The sequence below is a fragment of the Sulfitobacter sediminilitoris genome (genome assembly GCF_010667575.1).
Classification (GTDB): domain Bacteria; phylum Pseudomonadota; class Alphaproteobacteria; order Rhodobacterales; family Rhodobacteraceae; genus Sulfitobacter; species Sulfitobacter sediminilitoris.
The window spans coordinates 129,149-148,704 of record NZ_JAABNT010000001.1; the positions used below are offsets into that span (position 1 = coordinate 129,149).

The 19,556-nt window shown below is 59.3% G+C and carries 16 protein-coding genes and 1 tRNA gene; 5 read left to right on the forward strand and 12 right to left on the reverse strand.

The annotated features are described in order from the left end of the window. Positions 1-20 precede the first annotated feature (20 nt). Entirely contained in the window at positions 21-1,235 is a 1,215-nt protein-coding gene (locus GV827_RS00690; protein WP_164352171.1) for an MFS transporter, read from the forward strand. Between the two features lie 7 nt (positions 1,236-1,242). Here GV827_RS00690 and GV827_RS00695 read toward each other — a convergent pair whose 3' ends face one another. The 4 genes from GV827_RS00695 to cysS all read right to left on the reverse strand — a co-directional run bounded on the left by GV827_RS00695 (position 1,243) and on the right by cysS (position 5,858). Further along, positions 1,243-2,019 (reverse strand): squalene/phytoene synthase family protein, encoded by a 777-nt coding sequence (locus GV827_RS00695; protein ID WP_164351773.1) that lies wholly within the window; start codon positions 2,017-2,019, stop codon positions 1,243-1,245. Further along, the gene (locus GV827_RS00700) at positions 2,016-2,750 is read right to left on the reverse strand and encodes a class I SAM-dependent methyltransferase (RefSeq protein ID WP_235929996.1); all 735 of its coding nucleotides are present in this window, start codon (positions 2,748-2,750) and stop codon (positions 2,016-2,018) included. Before GV827_RS00700 ends, GV827_RS00695 begins: the two co-directional genes overlap by 4 nt. Then, positions 2,747-4,372: a citramalate synthase gene (gene cimA / locus GV827_RS00705; RefSeq protein WP_164351774.1), complete on the reverse strand. Its 1,626-nt coding sequence runs from the start codon at positions 4,370-4,372 to the stop codon at positions 2,747-2,749. Before cimA ends, GV827_RS00700 begins: the two co-directional genes overlap by 4 nt. 100 nt (positions 4,373-4,472) lie before the next feature. Beyond that, positions 4,473-5,858: a cysteine--tRNA ligase gene (cysS, locus tag GV827_RS00710; protein ID WP_164351775.1), complete on the reverse strand. Its 1,386-nt coding sequence runs from the start codon at positions 5,856-5,858 to the stop codon at positions 4,473-4,475. A 230-nt stretch (positions 5,859-6,088) separates the two neighbouring features. Here cysS and GV827_RS00715 point away from each other — a divergent pair, with 230 nt between their 5' ends. Beyond that, complete coding sequence (locus tag GV827_RS00715; protein WP_164351776.1) at positions 6,089-7,258, forward strand: pyridoxal phosphate-dependent aminotransferase; 1,170 nt, start codon at positions 6,089-6,091, stop codon at positions 7,256-7,258. Between the two features lie 74 nt (positions 7,259-7,332). Here GV827_RS00715 and GV827_RS00720 read toward each other — a convergent pair whose 3' ends face one another. Continuing rightward, on the reverse strand, positions 7,333-7,926 hold the full coding sequence (locus GV827_RS00720) for an outer membrane protein (RefSeq protein WP_164351777.1): 594 nt from the start codon (positions 7,924-7,926) through the stop codon (positions 7,333-7,335). Positions 7,927-8,369: 443 nt separating this feature from the next. Here GV827_RS00720 and GV827_RS00725 point away from each other — a divergent pair, with 443 nt between their 5' ends. Then, positions 8,370-9,908, forward strand: a complete 1,539-nt coding sequence (locus tag GV827_RS00725; protein ID WP_164351778.1) for a trimethylamine methyltransferase family protein — start codon at positions 8,370-8,372, stop codon at positions 9,906-9,908. A 105-nt stretch (positions 9,909-10,013) separates the two neighbouring features. Here the strand turns inward: GV827_RS00725 and GV827_RS00730 are convergent, their stop codons facing one another. Beyond that, complete coding sequence (locus GV827_RS00730; RefSeq protein WP_235929997.1) at positions 10,014-10,271, reverse strand: EF-hand domain-containing protein; 258 nt, start codon at positions 10,269-10,271, stop codon at positions 10,014-10,016. 245 nt (positions 10,272-10,516) lie between these two features. Between GV827_RS00730 and GV827_RS00735 the strand changes: the two genes are divergently transcribed. Continuing rightward, positions 10,517-11,008 (forward strand): RNA polymerase sigma factor, encoded by a 492-nt coding sequence (locus tag GV827_RS00735; RefSeq protein ID WP_164351779.1) that lies wholly within the window; start codon positions 10,517-10,519, stop codon positions 11,006-11,008. Positions 11,009-11,308: 300 nt separating this feature from the next. Here the strand turns inward: GV827_RS00735 and GV827_RS00740 are convergent, their stop codons facing one another. The 6 genes from GV827_RS00740 to pdxH all read right to left on the reverse strand — a co-directional run bounded on the left by GV827_RS00740 (position 11,309) and on the right by pdxH (position 18,508). Further along, positions 11,309-12,259, reverse strand: a complete 951-nt coding sequence (locus GV827_RS00740) for a hypothetical protein (protein ID WP_164351780.1) — start codon at positions 12,257-12,259, stop codon at positions 11,309-11,311. A 15-nt stretch (positions 12,260-12,274) separates the two neighbouring features. Next, entirely contained in the window at positions 12,275-15,916 is a 3,642-nt protein-coding gene (locus GV827_RS00745) for a vitamin B12-dependent ribonucleotide reductase (protein WP_164351781.1), read from the reverse strand. Between the two features lie 723 nt (positions 15,917-16,639). After that, a tRNA-Pro gene (locus tag GV827_RS00750) sits at positions 16,640-16,716 on the reverse strand. 57 nt (positions 16,717-16,773) lie between these two features. Beyond that, the gene (locus GV827_RS00755) at positions 16,774-17,277 is read right to left on the reverse strand and encodes a DUF192 domain-containing protein (RefSeq protein WP_164351782.1); all 504 of its coding nucleotides are present in this window, start codon (positions 17,275-17,277) and stop codon (positions 16,774-16,776) included. Beyond that, positions 17,235-17,810, reverse strand: a complete 576-nt coding sequence (locus GV827_RS00760; RefSeq protein WP_386332853.1) for a cold-shock protein — start codon at positions 17,808-17,810, stop codon at positions 17,235-17,237. The genes GV827_RS00755 and GV827_RS00760 overlap by 43 nt, the downstream gene beginning before the upstream one ends. A 92-nt stretch (positions 17,811-17,902) precedes the next feature. Next, positions 17,903-18,508 carry a pyridoxamine 5'-phosphate oxidase gene (gene pdxH / locus GV827_RS00765; protein WP_164351783.1) on the reverse strand — a complete coding sequence of 202 codons (606 nt, stop codon included), beginning with the start codon at positions 18,506-18,508 and terminating at the stop codon, positions 17,903-17,905. Positions 18,509-18,741: 233 nt separating this feature from the next. Between pdxH and fabI the strand changes: the two genes are divergently transcribed. Continuing rightward, positions 18,742-19,548: an enoyl-ACP reductase FabI gene (fabI, locus tag GV827_RS00770; protein ID WP_164351784.1), complete on the forward strand. Its 807-nt coding sequence runs from the start codon at positions 18,742-18,744 to the stop codon at positions 19,546-19,548. Positions 19,549-19,556 lie beyond the last annotated feature (8 nt).

Sequence of the window (19,556 nt, forward strand, 5' to 3'; positions counted from 1 at the left end):
TGGCCAAGAAGGAATACACCATGATTGATGATACCCGCGCCAAGCGCAACGTAGCGGTTCTGGTTGCCGCGCAGGCTTTCCTAGGCAGCCAGATCACCATGATCTTCGTGATCGGTGGCTTGGCCGGGCAACAGCTTTCGCCGAACGTCTGTCTGGCGACGCTGCCCATTTCGATGATCGTTTTCGGCTCCATGACAACAGCGCCATGGCTTTCCACTGTGATGCAGAACTATGGGCGTCGCGCGGGTTTCGTCGTGGGCGCTTTCGGCGGCCTGATCGGGGCGGCCATCTGTGCCTACGCGCTGACCATCAATAACTTCTGGGTTTTCCTGCTGGGCAGCTACATGACCGGTATCTACATGTCCTCGCAAGGTTTTTTCCGCTTTGCCGCGGCTGATACCGCCTCCGAAACCTTCCGCCCCAAGGCGATTTCCTACGTGATGGCGGGCGGTCTGATCTCGGCCGTGATCGGCCCGCAACTCGTCTCGATCCTGTCCAGCGGCCCCGATGCCACCGTGATGCGGTTCTTCCCCGTCTATCTGGCCGCGATGACCCTCAACGTGCTGGGTATGGCGCTGTTCTTCCTGCTGGACATCCCCAAGCCTCCGGTCCCGTCGGTTGACAGCCCCAAGGGCCGCACCCGCTGGGAGCTTTTGACGACCCCGCGCATCGCAGTCGCGGTGATCTGCGGTATGGTGTCCTACGCGCTGATGAACCTGGTGATGACCTCAACGCCGCTGGCGGTGGTCGGCTGCGGCTATGCCGTCGCGGATGCCTCCAACATCGTGACCAGCCACGTGCTGGCGATGTTTGCACCTTCGTTCTTTACCGGACACCTGATCGCACGCTTCGGCGTTGAGAAGATAATGGGATTGGGTATCGCGATCCTGGGCTTCGCAGGCGTTGTGGCGCTTCAGGGCGTGGAACTGACCAATTTCTACATCGCGCTTGTGCTGCTGGGTCTGGGCTGGAACTTTGGCTTCATCGGAGCCACCACGATGCTGGCCAGCAGCCACGCCCCCCACGAACGTGGCCGCATGCAGGGCCTGAACGACCTGCTGGTCTTTGGCGGCGTTACCTTTGCCTCGCTGGCATCCGGCGGTCTGATGAACTGTTCGGGTGGCGATGCCGTCACCGGATGGGCCGCCGTCAACATGGCGATGATCCCGTTTCTTGTGCTGGCCGGCGGCTCGCTGATCTGGCTGGTCATGCGGCCCAAGACCAAGACCGCCTGAGCGATCCTTACCAGCGCCCGGTCGCGGCTCTGAACGCAAGCTTGAGCCGGTCCGCCTCGACCGGGTCGGGCAAGACGCCTTGGGCCACCTCAGCCGGGTTTTCAGCCGCCCGCCTCAATACGCCCTCGGCCGCGCCCACATGCAGCAAGGCCGCACGCGCCGGTTTCGACACCTTGGCCCGATTTCTGCGCGCTGATGTCAGACGACCCAAGGCTTCCTTGGCCAGCCGGGCAACCCCATCCCCGGTGCCGTCCAGCAACGGCACCCGCCCGCGTGCCTCCAGCTCGGGTATCGCGATCAACCATGCCGCGATGCCAGCCCCAAAGGCCGCGTCTCTTACCGTGGCCTCATCGGCCGAACCCAGCCTGCGCGCAGCCACCCATGCCAGATGCCCCGCCGTCTGATCCAAATAACGCTCAAAATGCGCCTCGTCCTCGAAGGCGTCTCGGTACACATCCCAGCGCCGCGCTGCGACAAGCTCATCCAAAAGCTGCGCATCCTCTGCCGTGATCGCAGCGGCCAATGGCGTAGCCACCTCATGCCGCCGGACCGGCTTGCCATCGCTGATCTCCTCGCAGACATCACGCCACCATTGCAGGCGCATCTCGGCAATCATCGGCTCCTGCGTCACCCAGGGGGCGCGGGCAACCTCGACGTTGAACGCATAAAGCGGAAACAACACCCGGCGTGCCGCGACAGGTGCGGCCATGGCAGCGCGAAAACGCCACGGATCTGCCCGTTCGACCAGCGCGGCACAGGCGTTCAGGTCGGCATCAAAGCTCATAGGGGTCGCGCAACCGTCAGCAAATACCCATATTCAGCGCGGTGCGCCCGCCAACATGCGGCCTCTTCTTCTGCCTCGTCCAAGATCTGCGCAAGCGCCGTATCCGCCTCTGGCCGCAGGGCCGCGATCCGCGCATCAATCGGTCCGAAATAGGCTTCCCATGCAGCATCAGACAGACGCCGTGTGCCCAACACCTCGTATCGGGCGTCAGCGACCTGCGCCAACACACCCGCCTCGTCTGTCATGTCGGGGTATTCCCGGTCCCAATACTCTTTGGACCGCGCCGATGGCGCATCGGTGAACCAGCACGCCTGAGAAAACGCCACGACCCCGCCCGGCTGCAAAGACTTGCGCCACCGTGTCAGCGCCTCGGTCACGCCAAGAAAATAGACCGCACCCGCACACCAGATCATATCATAGCTGTTCATGATCCGTGCCATGTCCGCCTGTAGTACTGTCACGCGCGCATCAGCGACGTACCGCTGCCGGGCGGCAGCCACAAATTGCCCCACCTTATCAAGCGCGGTGACATGACCTTTCGGGGCGACCTCAAGCAAACTGCCGATATCGGCCCCCGGACCACAGCCCACATCGGCCATTTCCGCATTGTCAGGCGTCGCGGCGATATGGGCGGCCCAGTGAATGTCCGCTGGCTCACCCGGTCCCTCACGGGGCAGATCGCGGTGAAGCTCGAAAAACGCTTTCATTGGATCCTCGGCTGAATCGTTCATACTGATGCCCCGTCAAGATCGCGCACCAGTTTCCAGCGGATGGCATCCAGCAAGGCCTCAAAACTCGCGTCGACTATGTTGGCTGACACACCAACGGTAGACCAACGCTGCCCCGCGCCGTCCTCGCTGTCGATGATGACACGGGTCACGGCCTCGGTTCCGCCCTGGGTGATGCGGACCTTGAAATCCACCAGCCGCATGTCCTCAAGCATCCCTGAATACTGCCCAAGATCCTTGGAAAGCGCTTTGGCCAAGGCGTTCACCGGCCCTCGGTCACCTCCGGCCTCGTCCATGGATTCGCTGACCGACAGGCGCTTCTCGCCGTCCACCTTCACCACGACCACAGCTTCGGAGACGCTGACCATCTTGTTGTACTTGTTCTTGCGCCGCTCCACCGTCACCCGGTAGCGCTTGACCTCGAAATACTCTGGCATCTGGCCCAGCGCGTCCCGCGCCAGCAACTCGAAACTGGCTTGCGCGGTGTCATAGGCATAGCCCTCAGCCTCGCGCGCCTTGACCTCTTCAAGGATGCGGCCCAGCGCCGGATCGCCCTTTTCCACCTTCAGCCCAGCCTCGGACAGGCGCTTGCGCAGGTTCGACTGTCCCGCCTGATTGGACATAGGGATGATGCGCGCATTGCCCACCAGCGCCGGATCGATATGTTCATAAGTGCTGGGGTCTTTCAGGATCGCACTGGCATGCAGCCCCGCCTTATGGGCAAAGGCCGAAGCGCCCACGAAAGCCGCCTGCTTGCGCGGCACCCGGTTGAGGATCTCATCCAGCATCCGGCTGGTCCGCACCAGCCCCTTCAGCGCCTTCAGACTGACACCTGTCTCGAAGCGACTGGCATAGGGTTCCTTCAGCATCAGGATCGGAATGAGCGCTGTCAGGTTGGCGTTGCCGCAGCGCTCGCCCAGCCCGTTCAGTGTGCCTTGTATCTGCCGCGCACCCGCGTCCACGGCGGCCAGTGAACAGGCCACTGCGTTCTCTGTGTCATCATGGGTGTGAATGCCCAGCTGGTCGCCGGGAATGCCTGCCGCGATCACCGCGCGGGTGATCTCATGGACCTCCGCTGGCAGCGTGCCGCCATTGGTGTCACACAGCACAATCCAGCGCGCCCCCGCCTCAAGCGCGGTTTTGAGACAATCAAGCGCATAGCCGGGGTTCGCCTTGTAGCCATCAAAGAAATGCTCCGCATCAAACAGCGCCTCACGGCCCGATGCCACGATATGCGCAATGCTTTCTTTCAACAGGACAAGGTTTTCCTCCAGCGTGATGCCCAGCGCGGTCTCAACATGAAAATCATGGGTCTTGCCCACGATACAGACCGATCCCGTGCCCGCGTTCAACACAGCCGCCAGCACATCGTCATTCTGCGCCGACATGCCGGGGCGCTTGGTCATACCAAAGGCGGTCATCTTTGCCGTGGTCTTTGGTGCGGCGTCAAAAAAGGCGTTGTCGGTGGGGTTCGCCCCCGGCCAGCCGCCCTCGATATAGTCGACCCCCAGCGCGTCAAGCGCACGGGCGATCTGCTGCTTTTCCTCAGTGGAGAACTGCACGTCCTGCGTCTGCTGCCCGTCCCGCAGGGTGGTGTCGTAGAGACAGAGGCGTTCCTTACTCATCGACACGCCCTCGCGTTAACCATTTGTTTACAAACAAAGTTTCGCCACGAAACCCGAAGGTGCGCAGAATGGGATTCACCCCACCATCCCCGGCCCATCATCACAAGACCCCCTCAAGGGCAGAGCGGTCAAATCCGGGCGGTGCCGTCAATTTGACCCCATCCTTGCTCATCTGCACCTCAATTCCCGCTGCAACAAGTGCAGCCTTGATCCGGTCGACTTCAGCAAAATCCTTTGTCTCCATCGCGGTCACACGGGCGTCACTCAGAAAGGCTTCGACATCGGTGAGATCATAGGCCCTTTCTACCGCCCATTCCGGGATCTTCTCATCCAGCAAACCGACCAGTGTCAGCGCCCCACGCAATCCAGCGATGTCATTCTCCACGCTCATCCGGTGGCATTCAGTCAATACACCGTGCGTGTTGAGATCATCCGCCAGCAGATCGATCACGGTCTGAGACGCTGCCGCTGTCTCTGCCCCGGCAACCTGCTCGTACCACTTGCGCAGCGTCTTCTCCGCCTCCGCCCGTTTCTTCTCGGTCCAGTCCATCGGCTTGCGGTAGTGCGTGCCGAGGAACACAAACCGGATCACCTCCCCCGGCACCCCCTGATCCAGCAGATCGCGCACGGTAAAGAAATTGCCCAGAGACTTGGACATCTTCTTGCCCTCGACCTGCAACATCTCGTTGTGCATCCAGACCTGAGCAAAGCCGTGCCCCACGCATCTGCTCTGCGCGATCTCGTTCTCGTGGTGCGGAAAGGTCAGATCGTTGCCGCCCCCGTGAATGTCGAAACTTTCGCCCAGCAGTTCATGCGCCATGGCCGAGCATTCGATGTGCCAGCCCGGACGGCCCCGGCCCCAGGGGCTGTCCCAGCCCGGCGTGTCGTCGTCCGAGGGCTTCCACAGCACGAAATCCATCGGGTCTTCCTTGAACGGTGCCACCTCGACCCGCGCACCCGCGATCATGTCATCGACCGACCGGCCCGACAGCGCGCCGTACTCCTTGTAGGACCGCACCCGGAACAGCACGTGCCCCTCGGCGGCATAGGCATGGTCCTTGGCGATCAGATCCTCAATCATCGCGATCATCTCATCGATATAGGCCGTTGCGCGCGGCATCGCCTCCTGATGCTTCTCGCCCTTGATTGACGGTTCAAGCGCCCCCACTGCCGCCATGTCCTCGAGAAACCACTGCGTCGTCTCGGCCGTAATCTCACCAATCGACCGACCGCTCTCGGCCGCGCGCGCGTTGATCTTGTCATCGACGTCGGTGAAGTTGCGCACGTAGGTCACGTGATCGGGCCCATAGACATGCCGCAACAGACGGTAGAGCACGTCAAACACGATTACGGGCCGCGCGTTGCCGATATGGGCGCGGTCATAGACGGTTGGCCCGCAGACATACATGCGCACGTCGTCTGCGCGGATGGGTTCGAACACCTCTTTCCGGCGCGTCGCAGTGTTATAGAGCTTGATCGTCGTCATGGGCCTTATCCTCCCGCAAAGGTATCGCGGGCTTGCCACATATCTCTCTGAATGAAAACGACATGGATGACGGCCCGCGAGAAAACTCTCAGCAGGTAATGGTACAAATAATTGTGCACATCATCTTTGTCATGCCGATGGGGTAGCCGATGGGCTGGCATCGGGTCAACAGTTGATTGACGAATCAAACATGCTCTGCGCCCCCTGCGCCCCAATTGAAGGAGAGCATCATGCAGGCATCGCGGCGCATTTCGACCATCCTTGGCGGCGGGTCAGACGGGTGGGACGTGTTCAACAAGGCGCGCCAGATGATCGCGGCAGGCATCCCTGTGACCGAACTGACCATCGGAGAGCACGACATCCGCACCGCAGCCCCGATCCTGCAGGACATGCACCGGTCCGCCCTTGACGGGCATACCGGCTATGCCGCCATTCCCGGTGTGACAGCCCTGCGCGAGGCCGTGGCCGCGCGTGTGCAGGAACGCACCGGTGTGCCGACACGTAAAGAAAACGTTATGATCACGCCAGGTGGGCAGTCCGCGCTTTTCGCAGCGCATGTCGCCGCCTGTGATCCGGGCGACCGGGCGCTTTATCTTGATCCTTTCTATGCGACCTACCCCGGCACCCTGCGGGGGGCCAGCGCGGAGCCTGTCTGTATCCAGACCCATGCCGAGGACGCTTTTCAGCCGCGTTCCGCGGACATTGCGGCGCAGGCGAAAGGTGCGAAATCGCTGCTGATCAACACGCCGAACAACCCCACCGGCGTCGTCTATTCCCGCGCCACGTTGGAAGGCATCGCAGAAGTCTGCCGCGACAACGATCTGTGGCTGATCTCGGACGAGGTATATGACACGCAGGTTTGGGAGGGCGAACACCTGTCGCCCCGCGCCTTGCCCGGCATGGCCGAGCGCACGCTGGTGGTGGGATCAATGTCCAAATCCCACGCCATGACAGGATCGCGCTGTGGGTGGCTGATCGGGCCAGAAGATGTGATCGGCCACGCGATCAATCTTGCCACGCACACCACTTACGGCGTGCCCGGCTTCATTCAGGACGCCGCTGTCTTTGCGCTGGATCAGGGCCCGGCGTTTGAAGAAGAAATCGCAGCACCCTTCCGTCGCCGCCGTGCCATTGCGCAGAATGTGCTGGCGGGACAGAACGCGGTGTCGCTGGTCCCTGCACAAGGTGCGATGTACCTGATGCTGGACGTGCGCAACACCGGGATGACCGGCGAAGACTTTGCCTATGCCCTGCTGGAGGAACACCACATCGCGATGATGCCCGGCGAGAGTTTCGGCAAAGCGGCGGCAGGGCATTTGCGGGTCGCTATGACCATCGCGGATGATGAATTTGAAAAGGCGCTCAGAACGCTTTGCGCCTTTGCGGAAAGCAAAACCTGACGATAAAAAAGGGTTGGCGCACGAGGGGAGCGCCAACCCTTTCTTTTGCTTTCCGACTGACGCCGGGGCAGCAATTAGAAGCGCAGTGAACCGCGCAGCGTGATTGTTGTGGCGTCCAAATCATTCCCCGCGATACCACCGACATCATCGAAACGGTGCTCAAGCACCTCGGCACCGATTGTATAGCGGTCCGTCACTTTGTAGCTGATGCCAAGGCCGGCAAAGGGTCCAGTCTCATCGCCCACGGATGTGTCCGCACGGGCGACACCTGCTGTCGCATAGATCAGTGTGTTACCCAGATCGTAACCGCCCTTCAGCTTGAGACGGGCAATGGAATCAATGCTGGCCGCACCGGCGTTCAGGTCGATGTCCGCCTGATCGTAGTCCAGCTCGCCGCCCAGCACGAAATCGCCAAAGTCATAGTCGTATCCGGCGTGAAAACCGTAGGTGTTGTCATCACCCTCAAGACCGCCATCACCGTCAATGTCGGCATAGCCAAGTTGAAGACCAGTATAGAACCCTGTCCACTCGCCTGAGACCGGTATTGGCGCAGGTGCTATCACAGGCGTTTCGATCACCGGATCTTGCAGGCTGCCAGCAAAGGCTGCGCCACCAAGAGCTGTGGTTGCCACAAGTGCCGCTGCGGTTGCTTTCATAAATCGTTTCATTTCTCTGCTCCTTCAGATTGTATTGAGCTTCTTATCGACTTGCCCCGCTTTTCGATGCGGGATCACCGGGGCAATGCCTCAATTAAGGATAGAGTTCCTCAATTACCCCTCACGAAGCTGCGATGGGCAGATTGTTGCAATCTCGGGACAACTGGGTCGGCCACTTTTGGCCCATCGGTGCGATTTTCCCGCAGCCCCCCTTGAAAGAAATGCTGCGGTTGCACGGGTCGCAAACGGGCTGGCATGGCGCAAACGGGATAGAAAACGCCGCTTTGACTGCTCAGGATTTGATAAAAAAGGAAAGCGCGATGAAGCCTGATATTTGCATCATCACAAGGGTGTGCCGCACCATCGGTGCTGATCGTGGTCGCGCGGCGCGTGGCGCGCCAAAGCGGGACTGACCCCGCCTCCCCTATTGCTTTTTCTTTTTCCGGACCAAGACCATGACAGATCAATCACCCATTCGCAGTGGCGGCCGTGCGGCAAGACGTGCTGCGCGCGCCAAGCCGCTTGCGGACCACCTTCGCCCTATTCGCCCCGGCATGGAGGGCGGACAGTACACACCATTGACGCAGGCAGGCATGGAAGCCATCCACCGCGCCGCACTGACCGCGCTGGAAGAGATCGGGCTGGCAGATGCGCCTGCCTCGGGCGTTGCCTATCTGACCAAGGCCGGTGCTATTCTGGGCGATGATGGCCGCTTGCGCTTTCCTCCTGCCCTTGTCGAAGACGCGCTGGCGCGGGCCAACCGGTCTGTCACCCTGTGCGCCCGCGACCCGGCGCATGATCTGGAGCTGTCGGGCACCCGCGTGCATTACGGCACCGCCGGGGCTGCCGTGCATCTGGTGGACGTCGAGGACAACAGCTATCGCGAATGTACGCTTCAGGACCTTCATGATGCGGCGCGGATCACGGACACGCTGGACAACATCCATTTCCTGCAACGCCCCATGGTCTGTCGGGACATCACCGACAACCGGGAGATGGATCTGAACACCGTCTACGGCTGCTGTTCCGGCACGATGAAGCATGTCGGCACGTCCTTTACCGACCCGGCCTATATCAAGGATGCGCTGGAGATGTTGCACATCATCGCCGGCGGCGAGGACAAGTGGCGCGAGCGGCCATTCATGTCGAACTCGAATTGCTTTGTTGTGCCGCCGATGAAATTTGCCACCGAATCCTGTCTGGTGATGGAAGAGGCGATCAAGGGCGGCATGCCCGTGCTGCTGCTGTCGGCCGGGATGGCCGGGGCGACCGCGCCCTCGACCGTCGCGGGTGCTATTGTACAGGCGGTTGCGGAATGTCTGGCGGGGCTTGTCTATGTCGATGCTGTCCAGCCGGGGCACCCGGTGATCTTTGGCACATGGCCCTTTGGGCTGGACCTGCGTTCGGGTGCCATGACTGGCGGATCGGGCGAACAGGCGCTTCTGACGTCAGGCTGTGCACAGATGCATCATTTCTACGGGCTTCCCGGTGGGGCGGCGGGTGGCATTGCCGATGCCAAGATGCCTGACATGCAGGCGGGATGGGAGCAGATGTGCTCGAACGTCATGGCGGGGCTGTCGGGCTGCAACATGATCTACGAGGCGGCGGGCATGCATGCGTCCCTGCTGGGATTTTGCCACGAGTCACTGATTTTGGGCGATGATCTGATTGGGCAGGCCCAGCGGTGCGTGCGCGGGATTGAGGTAAACGACGAAACCCTGGCGCTTGATCAGATACGCGAGGTCTGTCTGGGTGGCCCCGGTCACTACCTGGGCACGGAACAAACGCTGAGCCGGATGGAAACGGATCATGTGTATCCCAGCCTTGCCAATCGGTCGTCGCCCAAGGAGTGGGATGAATTGGGCAAACCGGATCTGATCAGGAATGCAACTGCCCGCAAGGAAGAGATCCTGAGCCAACGATCCCGCGCCCGGTTCGATCCGATCATAGACAAGGAAATACGAGCGCGTTTCAACATTCACTTACCCGCGTAAACAACTGATTTAATAAAAAAGAGGCCCGGCGCTGGGGCAGCCGGGCCTCGATCATGCAGGGCGGCGCAGCCAAGCTGCCATGCCGCGCCCACCCTGCATATCCCCTTACCCTTCGGAGGGTGCCGGCATCATGCCGGCTTCTTGGGCTGCCTGTACTTCACCATCATCAAGCGCCCCGTCTGCATTCAGATCCATGGCCGAGAACTGTTCGGTCGTCACATCTGGATAGACCGCCTGCACCTCTGCCACACTCAGAATGCCATCACCGTTGGCATCGACCTCGGCCGCGCCTGCGCCCATGGCAAAGGCAGGCATGCAGAGGGTCGCGATGGCAACCATGGTCATTTTGAAAGTCTTGGTCATTTGGATACTCCCTTTCAGGGTTTGCTTTGTTCGAAGGCTTTGTCGCCTTCCCCCTGTCAGATGCATCTGAAGGCCTGTGCATCCCTGCCCCAGGCAGTGCACGCGAGGGGTTGCCGATGACAAACGCGGCGATGGGCAAGGGCTTGCCCAAAAAGGGGGTAATGGCCGGATCGGCGGAATTTCCCTCAGAGATTGCAGGCGTTGTTTGCGCCATGTTGAGACAAAACAACATGAGGCAGCACACCATGACAAAGACAGATACCGATGCGATATCAGACATTCTGCCAAAGCTGTTGCGGCGCGCGCGCCGTCTGGCGCGCAACCGGGACGAGGCCGAAGACATGGCACAGGAGACAGCGCTGCGCCTGTGTCAGGCACTGGCGAGGCATGACAACATCGAGGCCCCCGAACGGTATGCGATGATCATGCTACACAACCTTGCGCGGCAGCGCTGGCGCAGCAGGCGGCCAACAGAAGAACTGACCGAGGATATGGCGCAGGCTGCCCCGCTGGCCCCCGCCCGCATCGCCTGCACGGAATTGCAGGCCGCGATAGAGCGATTGCCCGCAGATCAGGCAGCCCTCATGCGGCTGGTGATGCTGGGGGAAACCAGCCCGCAGGTGCTGGCGCAGCGTGTGGGAGTGCCAAAGGGGACCGTGATGTCGCGGCTGGGCCGTGCGCGGGCGCGGTTGCGCGAGGAGATCGGGCTGGAAGGGTCCGTGGTGGAGTTGCTTTAGGAAAAGATGGTGCGATGCAACGGTCGGCATTGGGCAATGACGGCACTCGGATGCTTAAATGGCGTTCATGGAAAAAGAAAAGGAGGGCCGAAGCCCTCCGTTTAGTTTCGCCGTTCAAGCTCAATTTGTTAACCGCTCGGTGTTTATTTGCCTGCGGCCTGAACGTCGTCCAGAGCGAACGCATCCGCTCCGTGTCCCGGTTGCAAACCGGAGGTTTGCAACCAGTGGGTGGCAGCGTATCGCAACGCGATGCGCGAGAACCCACCCGGTCTCAGTTGGAGCGCCTTTCGGCGCCCCAATTCAATTCACTTTCTCTGGCCCCTTCTCTTTGGTGACAGCTATGAGAATTCGCTCTACATAGCCGCGCCCCAGCGAGCGCTCGCTCACCTTTTTCGACAAATACCTCTTGAAGCGGCCTTCACCGATGTAGTCATGCCTGAACCAACGCCTGAACTCCCCCAACGCATCTTCTGGATAACAGTTTGCCAGTTGTGGATTGCTCATGGCTTGAGCGAAGTAGCTGGGATAGTTGTGATTGTACGTCCGCCGCTCACCAAACCTTAAGTGTAGTGCGGCAGCCTGCCAGTGTTTTGCCCATGCCTGCCCAACACTGATGTCTGGGACGAAATTCTCATCTATGTGAAGGCCCGCTTCACCCAAGGTGAATATGAGAGTGGCGATCTCTTTGAAAATGCCAAAGTAGCCTTCGGGCACAGCATCATATGTGAGGCTTGCTCGATCCTTGAATACTCGCCAAACGTCTTCCTCGGGCTTAGCTTCGTAACCAGTGGCATCATAGATGTACCGGTTGAGACCGTGCCTTGAAATCTGCCTGAAGTTCTTGAGGGCGATTTCAGCTCCCTGACGGCCCGCTTCAAATGCGAAGTATTCCAATATCGCGGTACATACAGCAGCTGGGTAGGCAAAGTACTTACGCTTGCCCTCAAACACTTCGACGTGAGGCAGAGAGGGGATACCATCACCCTGCTCGTAGAGGATTTCTTTGACTCTCACCACTTCTTTAGGTGGTTGAGCTGAACTCCATTCCGAAGACAGAATGCCGATATACTTGTTCCTTAAACCGCAGAGGTCTGCGATTGCCCTTTGGGTCAAGAAAGCGGTGCCGTCACTTAGTACGCCCATCCCGATGCCATCTGGCTCAGCTTGCTTCTCGACGCGGAGGTTCAGTTCGGGTTGATCCGGGTCAACCGAACGCGGTCGAGTTGGTAGTTTTGAAATTGTTGGTCGCATTAGCCCGATCCCTCCTCAGCTACACCCGGACGTGCCGCCGCAGGTGTTGCACTTCATGCAGGTGCCGTTGCGCACCAGGGTGAAGTTGCCGCATTCGCCGCAAGCCTCGCCCTCGTAGCCCTGCATCTTGGCCTTGGTGCGGGCGTCCAGAGTGATAGCCCCGGTTGCAACCGCAGTGGTTGCCGTCATCTCGGCGACGATGCCGCCCTGCGACAGTTCGGGGGCCAGACCGGAAGAGATATTCGCACCACCCTGCACCACCAGCAATTCCTGTGGCAGGCGGTTGCGCAGGTAGCCGGTCGAGCTGATCTGGCGCAGCACTTCGAGAGAGTTCGCCGCCGCCGCTTCGGAGAGTTCCGAGACGTTGCCGACGCTTTCCTCTTCCTCGCCGCGTCCCAGATCGTCGAAGGTGGCGCCTTCGGGCTTCACATGGGCAAGGTCTGTGCGGTCGAGGTAGCTGACCGCCAGTTCGCGGAAGATGTAGTCAAGGATTGAGGTTGCGTTCTTGATGCTGTCGTTGCCCTGCACCATGCCCGCTGGCTCAAACTTGGTGAAGGTGAAGGCATCGACGAATTCCTCAAGCGGCACGCCGTACTGGAGGCCGACGGAAACCGCGATTGCGAAGTTGTTCATCATCGCCCGGAACCCTGCACCTTCCTTGTGCATGTCGATGAAGATCTCACCGAGCTTGCCGTCCTCGTACTCACCGGTGCGCAGGTAGACCTTGTGCCCGCCGACCATCGCCTTCTGGGTATATCCCTTGCGGCGCTGGGGCATCTTTTCGCGGTGCGACTTGACGATTTCCTTGACGATCACCTTCTCGACGATCTTTTCGGCAAGCACGGTGGCTTTCTCCTGAATAGAGCCGGTTTCGAGGATTTCTGCGGCCTCGTCGTCGTCCTCGACCAGTGCAGCCGCGAGGGGCTGCGAAAGCTTGGAGCCGTCGCGGTAGAGCGCGTTTGCCTTGATGCCCAAGGACCAGCTGAGTTCATAGGCCTTCTGGCAGTCCTCGATTGTCGCATCGTTTGGCATGTTGATCGTCTTGGAGATCGCGCCAGAGATAAAGGACTGCGCCGCCGCCATCATGTAGATGTGGCTGTTGACGGAAAGGTAACGCTTGCCCTTCTTGCCGCAGGGGTTGGCGCAGTCGAAGATGCTGTAGTGCTCTTCCTTCAGATGTGGCGCACCTTCGAGGGTCATCGTACCGCAAACGTGGTCGTTGGCCGCGTCGATGTCCGCACGAGAGAACCCGAGCGACTTGAGCAGATCGAACGTGGGATCGTTCAGCTTTTCAGCTGGGATGCCAAGGACTTGCGTGCAGAACTCCTCGCCGAGGGTCCACTGGTTGAAGACAAAGCGGATGTCGAAGGCCTGCGCCAGTGCGGCGTCGACCTTGGCCAGCTCATTGGGGCCAAAACCGTGGCCCATCAGCGTGGTGTGGTTGATGCCCGGCGCGTTGCCGATGGTGCCGTGGCCGACGGCGTAGCCTACGATTTCCTCGATCTGGGCAGAACCGTAGCCGAGCTTTTCAAGTGCTGCTGGCACCGACTGGTTGATGATCTTGAAATAACCGCCGCCAGCGAGCTTCTTGAACTTTACCAGTGCGAAGTCTGGCTCGATCCCGGTGGTGTCGCAGTCCATGACCAGACCGATGGTGCCGGTGGGCGCGATGACGGAAACCTGCGCGTTTCGATAGCCGTTCTCTTCGCCCAGTGTCAGCGCCTCGTCCCAGCAGGACATCGCCACATCGACCAGACCCGGCTGTGGGCAGTTGCCGTGATCCAGCGGCACGGGCTTCACGCTCAGCTTTTCATAGCCGGTGTCATTGCCATAAGCCGCGTTGCGGTGGTTGCGGATAACGCGCAGCATGTGCTCGGCGTTCTTGGCGTAGCCGGGGAATGCGCCCAATTCGCCCGCCATCTCGGCGGAGGTGGCATAGGACACGCCTGTCAGGATCGCGGTCAGCGCACCGCAAAGCGCGCGGCCCTCGTCGCTGTCATAGCTGTAGCCCATGTTCATCAGCAAACCGCCAATGTTGGCGTAGCCCAGACCCAGTGTGCGGAAGTCGTAAGACCTCTGTGCGATTTCCTTGGAGGGGAATTGCGCCATCATGACCGAGATTTCCAGCGTTACGGTCCAGAGGCGCGAGGCGTGCATGTAGTCTTCGACGTTGAACACACCGTCCTCAAGGAAGGTCAGCAGGTTCATGGACGCCAGGTTACAGGCGGTGTCATCGAGGAACATGTATTCCGAGCATGGGTTCGAGCCGCGGATCGCGCCGTCTTCGGGGCAGGTGTGCCAGTCGTTGACGGTGTCGTGGTACTGGATGCCGGGATCGGCGCAGGCCCATGCGGCGTGGCCCACCTGCTCCCACAGATCGCGGGCGCGGATTGTCTTGGAGGGCTTGCCGGTGACGCGGTCGATCAGCTCCCAATCGGCGTCTTTTTCGACTGCCGTCAGGAAGGCGTTGGTCACGCGGATCGAGTTGTTGGAGTTCTGGCCAGAGACGGAGTTATAGGCCTCGGAATCCCAGTCTGTGTCATAGGTGGGGAATTCGATGCTGGTGTGGCCCTGCTTGGCGTAATCCAGCACGCGCTTGACATAAGTCTCGGGGATCGCGACCTTTTTGGCTGCGCGGATTGCCGCTTTCAGTTGCTCGTTCTTGGCAGGATCATAGGCGTCAGCCTCGGCACCGTCCCATGCTTTGATCGCGGCGAACAACTCGTTCAACTGGCGCTCGTGCATCTTGGAGCCAGCGACGATGCTGGCCACTTTCTGCTCTTCAAGCACCTTCCAGTTGATGAAGTCTTCGATATCGGGGTGATCGGCGTCCACGATCACCATCTTGGCCGCACGGCGTGTGGTGCCGCCGGACTTGATCGCGCCCGCAGCACGGTCACCGATCTTCAGAAAGCCCATCAGGCCGGAGGATTTGCCGCCACCCGACAGCTTTTCACCCTCACCACGCAGCGAGGAGAAGTTCGTGCCGGTGCCGGAGCCGTATTTGAACAGGCGCGCTTCGCGCACCCAAAGGTCCATGATGCCGCCATCGCCAACCAGATCGTCCTTAACGGACTGAATAAAACAGGCATGCGGCTGCGGATGTTCGTAGGAAGATTTGGAGCGGGTCAGCTTGCCGGTTTTGTAATCGACATAGTAGTGGCCCTGGGCCGGACCGTCGATGCCGTAGGCCCAGTGCAGGCCAGTGTTGAACCACTGGGGCGAATTCGGAGCAGCACGCTGCGAGGCAAGCATGTGGCGCATCTCGTCGTAATAGGCTTGTGCGTCTTCTTCTGTGGAGAAGTAGCCGCCCTTCCAGCCCCAATAGGCCCAGGCACCGGCAAGCCGGTCAAAGACCTGCTTGGAGGATGTCTCGCCACCCATCTCTGCGCCCTCGTCTGCAACGGAACGCCACAGGAATTCGGGAACGCCCTTTTCCTTCACCTTCTTCAGCTTGGACGGCACGCCAGCCTTGCGAAAATACTTCTGCGCGATCACGTCGCTGGCGACCTGGCTCCAGCTGGAGGGGACTTCGACGTCATCCAGCTTGAAGACAACAGAACCGTCCGGGTTGCGGATTTCGGATACGGTGCTGATGAAATCCAGATCCGCGTATGCGTCCTGACCTGCCTTGGTGAATTTGCGTTCGATTTTCATTGGTCGCTGCCTCTAAACTAACTGTCCTAATACCGAGCGCCGCACTTTTCACACACGCGAACACCCACCCTTTTCCATGCTGTTTCAGACATGGGATTCCTGTTCGCCGCCCTCACAAAAGAGGGTTGCGTTCTCGCAGCTACTGACTGAACTATTGCCGTCTTGTCCTGCCCCATGCCCGGATGCGCCTTTTGAGCGTTAACCACTACATGTTGTGGCGTCATCCTCAGCCCGCACAACCTGACGTATCTTCCCCTATTGGGTCAACGGAATTTTTTCGAATTTTTGGAATTCTTGCGGTTGACGCAGGAGCAGTTTTTTGGGCCGACCAGAGCTTTGTGATTCAAAGGGTTAATATCCCCAATTTCATCCGCAAGCGCCGCGCGCCTCTGGAATGAAATAAGTCATTTGCTTTGGCATATTTAGGCAACCGCGCTCACCTATTACCTGAGGTTATCCACAGGACATTTCATGCAACCCACTGTCATTTAAAGCCAGATTAACACATGACAAAAACTCTGCCGGGGTCCGGGAATTTCGCATTTCTGCAACACCACACGGGTCATTGAACGGAGAATCAGCGCGGACCCGAACTCGTAAGAATACCAGCTGAAGTGGCTTGAGCTTTAAGTTTCACTATATGTAGATCCCAGACCGCATCCCAAATGGCCATTCAATCGGGCATGCACCAGAAGTGCCAAAACCGTTCTACATATTTGAAAGTGGTCGGAGCGAGAGGATTCGAACCTCCGACCCCCTGTACCCAAAACAGGTGCGCTACCAGGCTGCGCCACGCTCCGACTGCCGCTTCTTTAGACAGACTTCACACGAAAGAAAAGCCCTGATTCATCCAAATCTCAGCATGGCCAGACCGGCGACCATTCTGCATGTGCCGGATGGCGCACAAAGCTGCCTTCGGTGATCCCCAAACGCGCAGCCAGACCGCCGTTGATCTCAAGAACTGTCAAAACACTCCGGCCTCCCGGAATGGGCGTCTCGTCCAAAGGAATCGCATTGTGGTGGATGCGTTGAACCACCCCACTTGCATCAATGAACAACATATCAAGCGGTATCAGCGTGTTACGCATCCAGAAACTGGTCCGGCGCGGGCGTTCGTTGACGAAATACATACCTGCTGAAAGCGGCAGGCTCTCGCGGTGCATCAGACCGCGCGCCTGTTCTTCGGGATCATCTGCCAGTTCTACGTTGAACTGTGCCGTGCCCCAACTTCCTTTGAGATAGACGATGTTTTCGTCACAAACTGAATTCGCCAAAACCGAAACGGGCCCAAGACCCAGTCCCGCCACAATAAGCCCAATCAGCTGTCTTCTGAACCATCTGAATTCAGTACGTGTTCCCATGCCTGCACCTCAACGGCCATGTTGCCGCGTTTGCCTTCGATTACGCGCACTGCCAACGCTTCTCCGGGCTGTAGATCGGACAGGCCCGACTGATGCACAATCTCGATGTGCACAAATACATCTTCGGGTTTGCCAAAGACATTTGCAAACCCAAACCCTTTCGCCTTATCGAACCATTTGACGCGGGCAGGCTCCAACGGCACCGCGCGAATCTCTTCCGGGGCCAGCCCTGCGATATCAACCAAGGCTGTGCTGTGCCCAGTCTCTGGCGGATGGATCGCAGTGATCTCTATTGCTTGAACCCCGCGATTGGTGTTTTGCACCAGCAGATCAACGCGCGCGCCATCCGCGACAGAGTTTTGACCAAAGTTGCGCAAAACATTGACGTGCAACAGTATGTCGGGTCCTCCCCCGTCAGCAATGACGAACCCGAACCCTTTCGAGGGGTCAAACCATTTAACCACACCGCTAACGGGGCTGCGGTCCAGATCAGCCATGATCCCGCCCGCGCTATTGCTCATGTCTTCTGCCATTTTCGTTCTTTGGACCGTCCAGTTCCCTACCTTCTTAGCGGGCTGATTTTCAAATGACCCGGTCCTCGTCCTTATAAAATATACTACTAAATTTAGGGGCTTAGCCTTGTGATGTCCCATTCGTCATTGGCTGTGGCACGCGTCCAGCGAAAACGGTCGTGCAACCGGTGGTCCCCGTCAGCCCAGAATTCAATTTCAACCGGGGCAATCCGGTAGCCACCCCAGAACGGCGGTCGGGGCGGATTTGGGCCTTTGGTCGCTGTCACCTTGGCAACCTCCGCTATCAAGGCCGCGCGACTGCTGAGCGGTTGGGACTGGTGCGAGGCCCATGCCCCCAGACGGCTTTTGAGCGAGCGTGACTTGAAATATGCGTCCGCCTGCGGTCCGTTTTCCTTGGTGATCGTGCCCCGCACACGGATTTGCCGGCGCAGCGACTTCCAGTGCATCACGAAAGCGGCTTTGCCTGCCTGATCCAGTTCCTGGGCCTTCTTGCTTTCGTAGTTTGTATAGAACACGAAAGCGTCTGCCTCGATCTCCTTCAGCAGCACCATCCGGGCATTCGGCAAGCCGTCGGCGTCTACCGTTGAAAGGGCAATCGCATTTGGATCGTTGATCTCGGCCTCTTCGGCCTCTGCCAACCACGACTGCGCGATTTCAAAGGGATCATCCCCTGCAAACTTGCCTGATCGTCCCGACATAATACTCTCTAAAAAATGACCCCGCAACCGATGCGAGAGGCCGTTGCACCCGGCACATGAGCTACAGGAAATGACAGCCAGCAACAACTAAAAGCTGATCTACCAACGAGAATTTTCAATCATGCGGCCTTGCATGCCTGTTGATTGTGCAGCCGGAGGACCGACCAGTCTTGATGGCTTGCACGCAATGGCATAAACGAGTTTGACTTAACACAATTAGAATTGGGCATGGCATGGCGAACGATCTGATGCAGGGCAAAAGAGGTCTGATCATGGGCCTTGCCAATGACAAATCCATTGCTTGGGGCGTGGCAAAGGCGCTGGCAGATGCCGGAGCTGAGCTTGCGTTTTCCTATCAGGGCGACGCGTTGAGGAAACGTGTAGACCCGCTGGCGGGTCAGCTTGGCAGCGACATCGTCCTGCCCTGCGATGTGGGTGATGAGGCGTCCATAGACGGCCTGTTTTCAGAACTGAAGGAACGCTGGGACGGTCTGGATTTCATCGTCCACGCGATCGGCTTTTCTGACAAGAACGAACTGCGCGGCCGCTATGTCGACACAACGCGCGGCAACTTTGCCATGTCGATGGACATCTCTGTTTATTCCTTCACCGCCGTGATGCAACGCGCTGAAAAGATGATGAAGGACGGCGGCAGCGCCCTCACCCTGACCTACTACGGGGCAGAAAAAGTCATGCCGCATTACAATGTCATGGGCGTGGCCAAGGCCGCACTTGAGGCATCGGTGCAGTACCTTGCCGAGGATCTGGGCAAGGACGGTATCCGCGTCAACGCGATTTCCGCCGGACCGATCAAGACGCTGGCGGCGTCAGGCATTGGCGATTTCCGCTACATCATGAAATGGAACGAATACAACTCGCCCCTGCGCCGCAACGTGACAATCGAGGATGTGGGCAAAGCCGCGCTGTTCCTGCTGTCTGATCTGGGCAGTGGCACCACGGGCGAGAACCTGCACGTCGATGCAGGCTATCACGTTGTTGGGATGAAAGCGGTGGATGCGCCAGACATGGCCAAGGAATGAGCACCCGA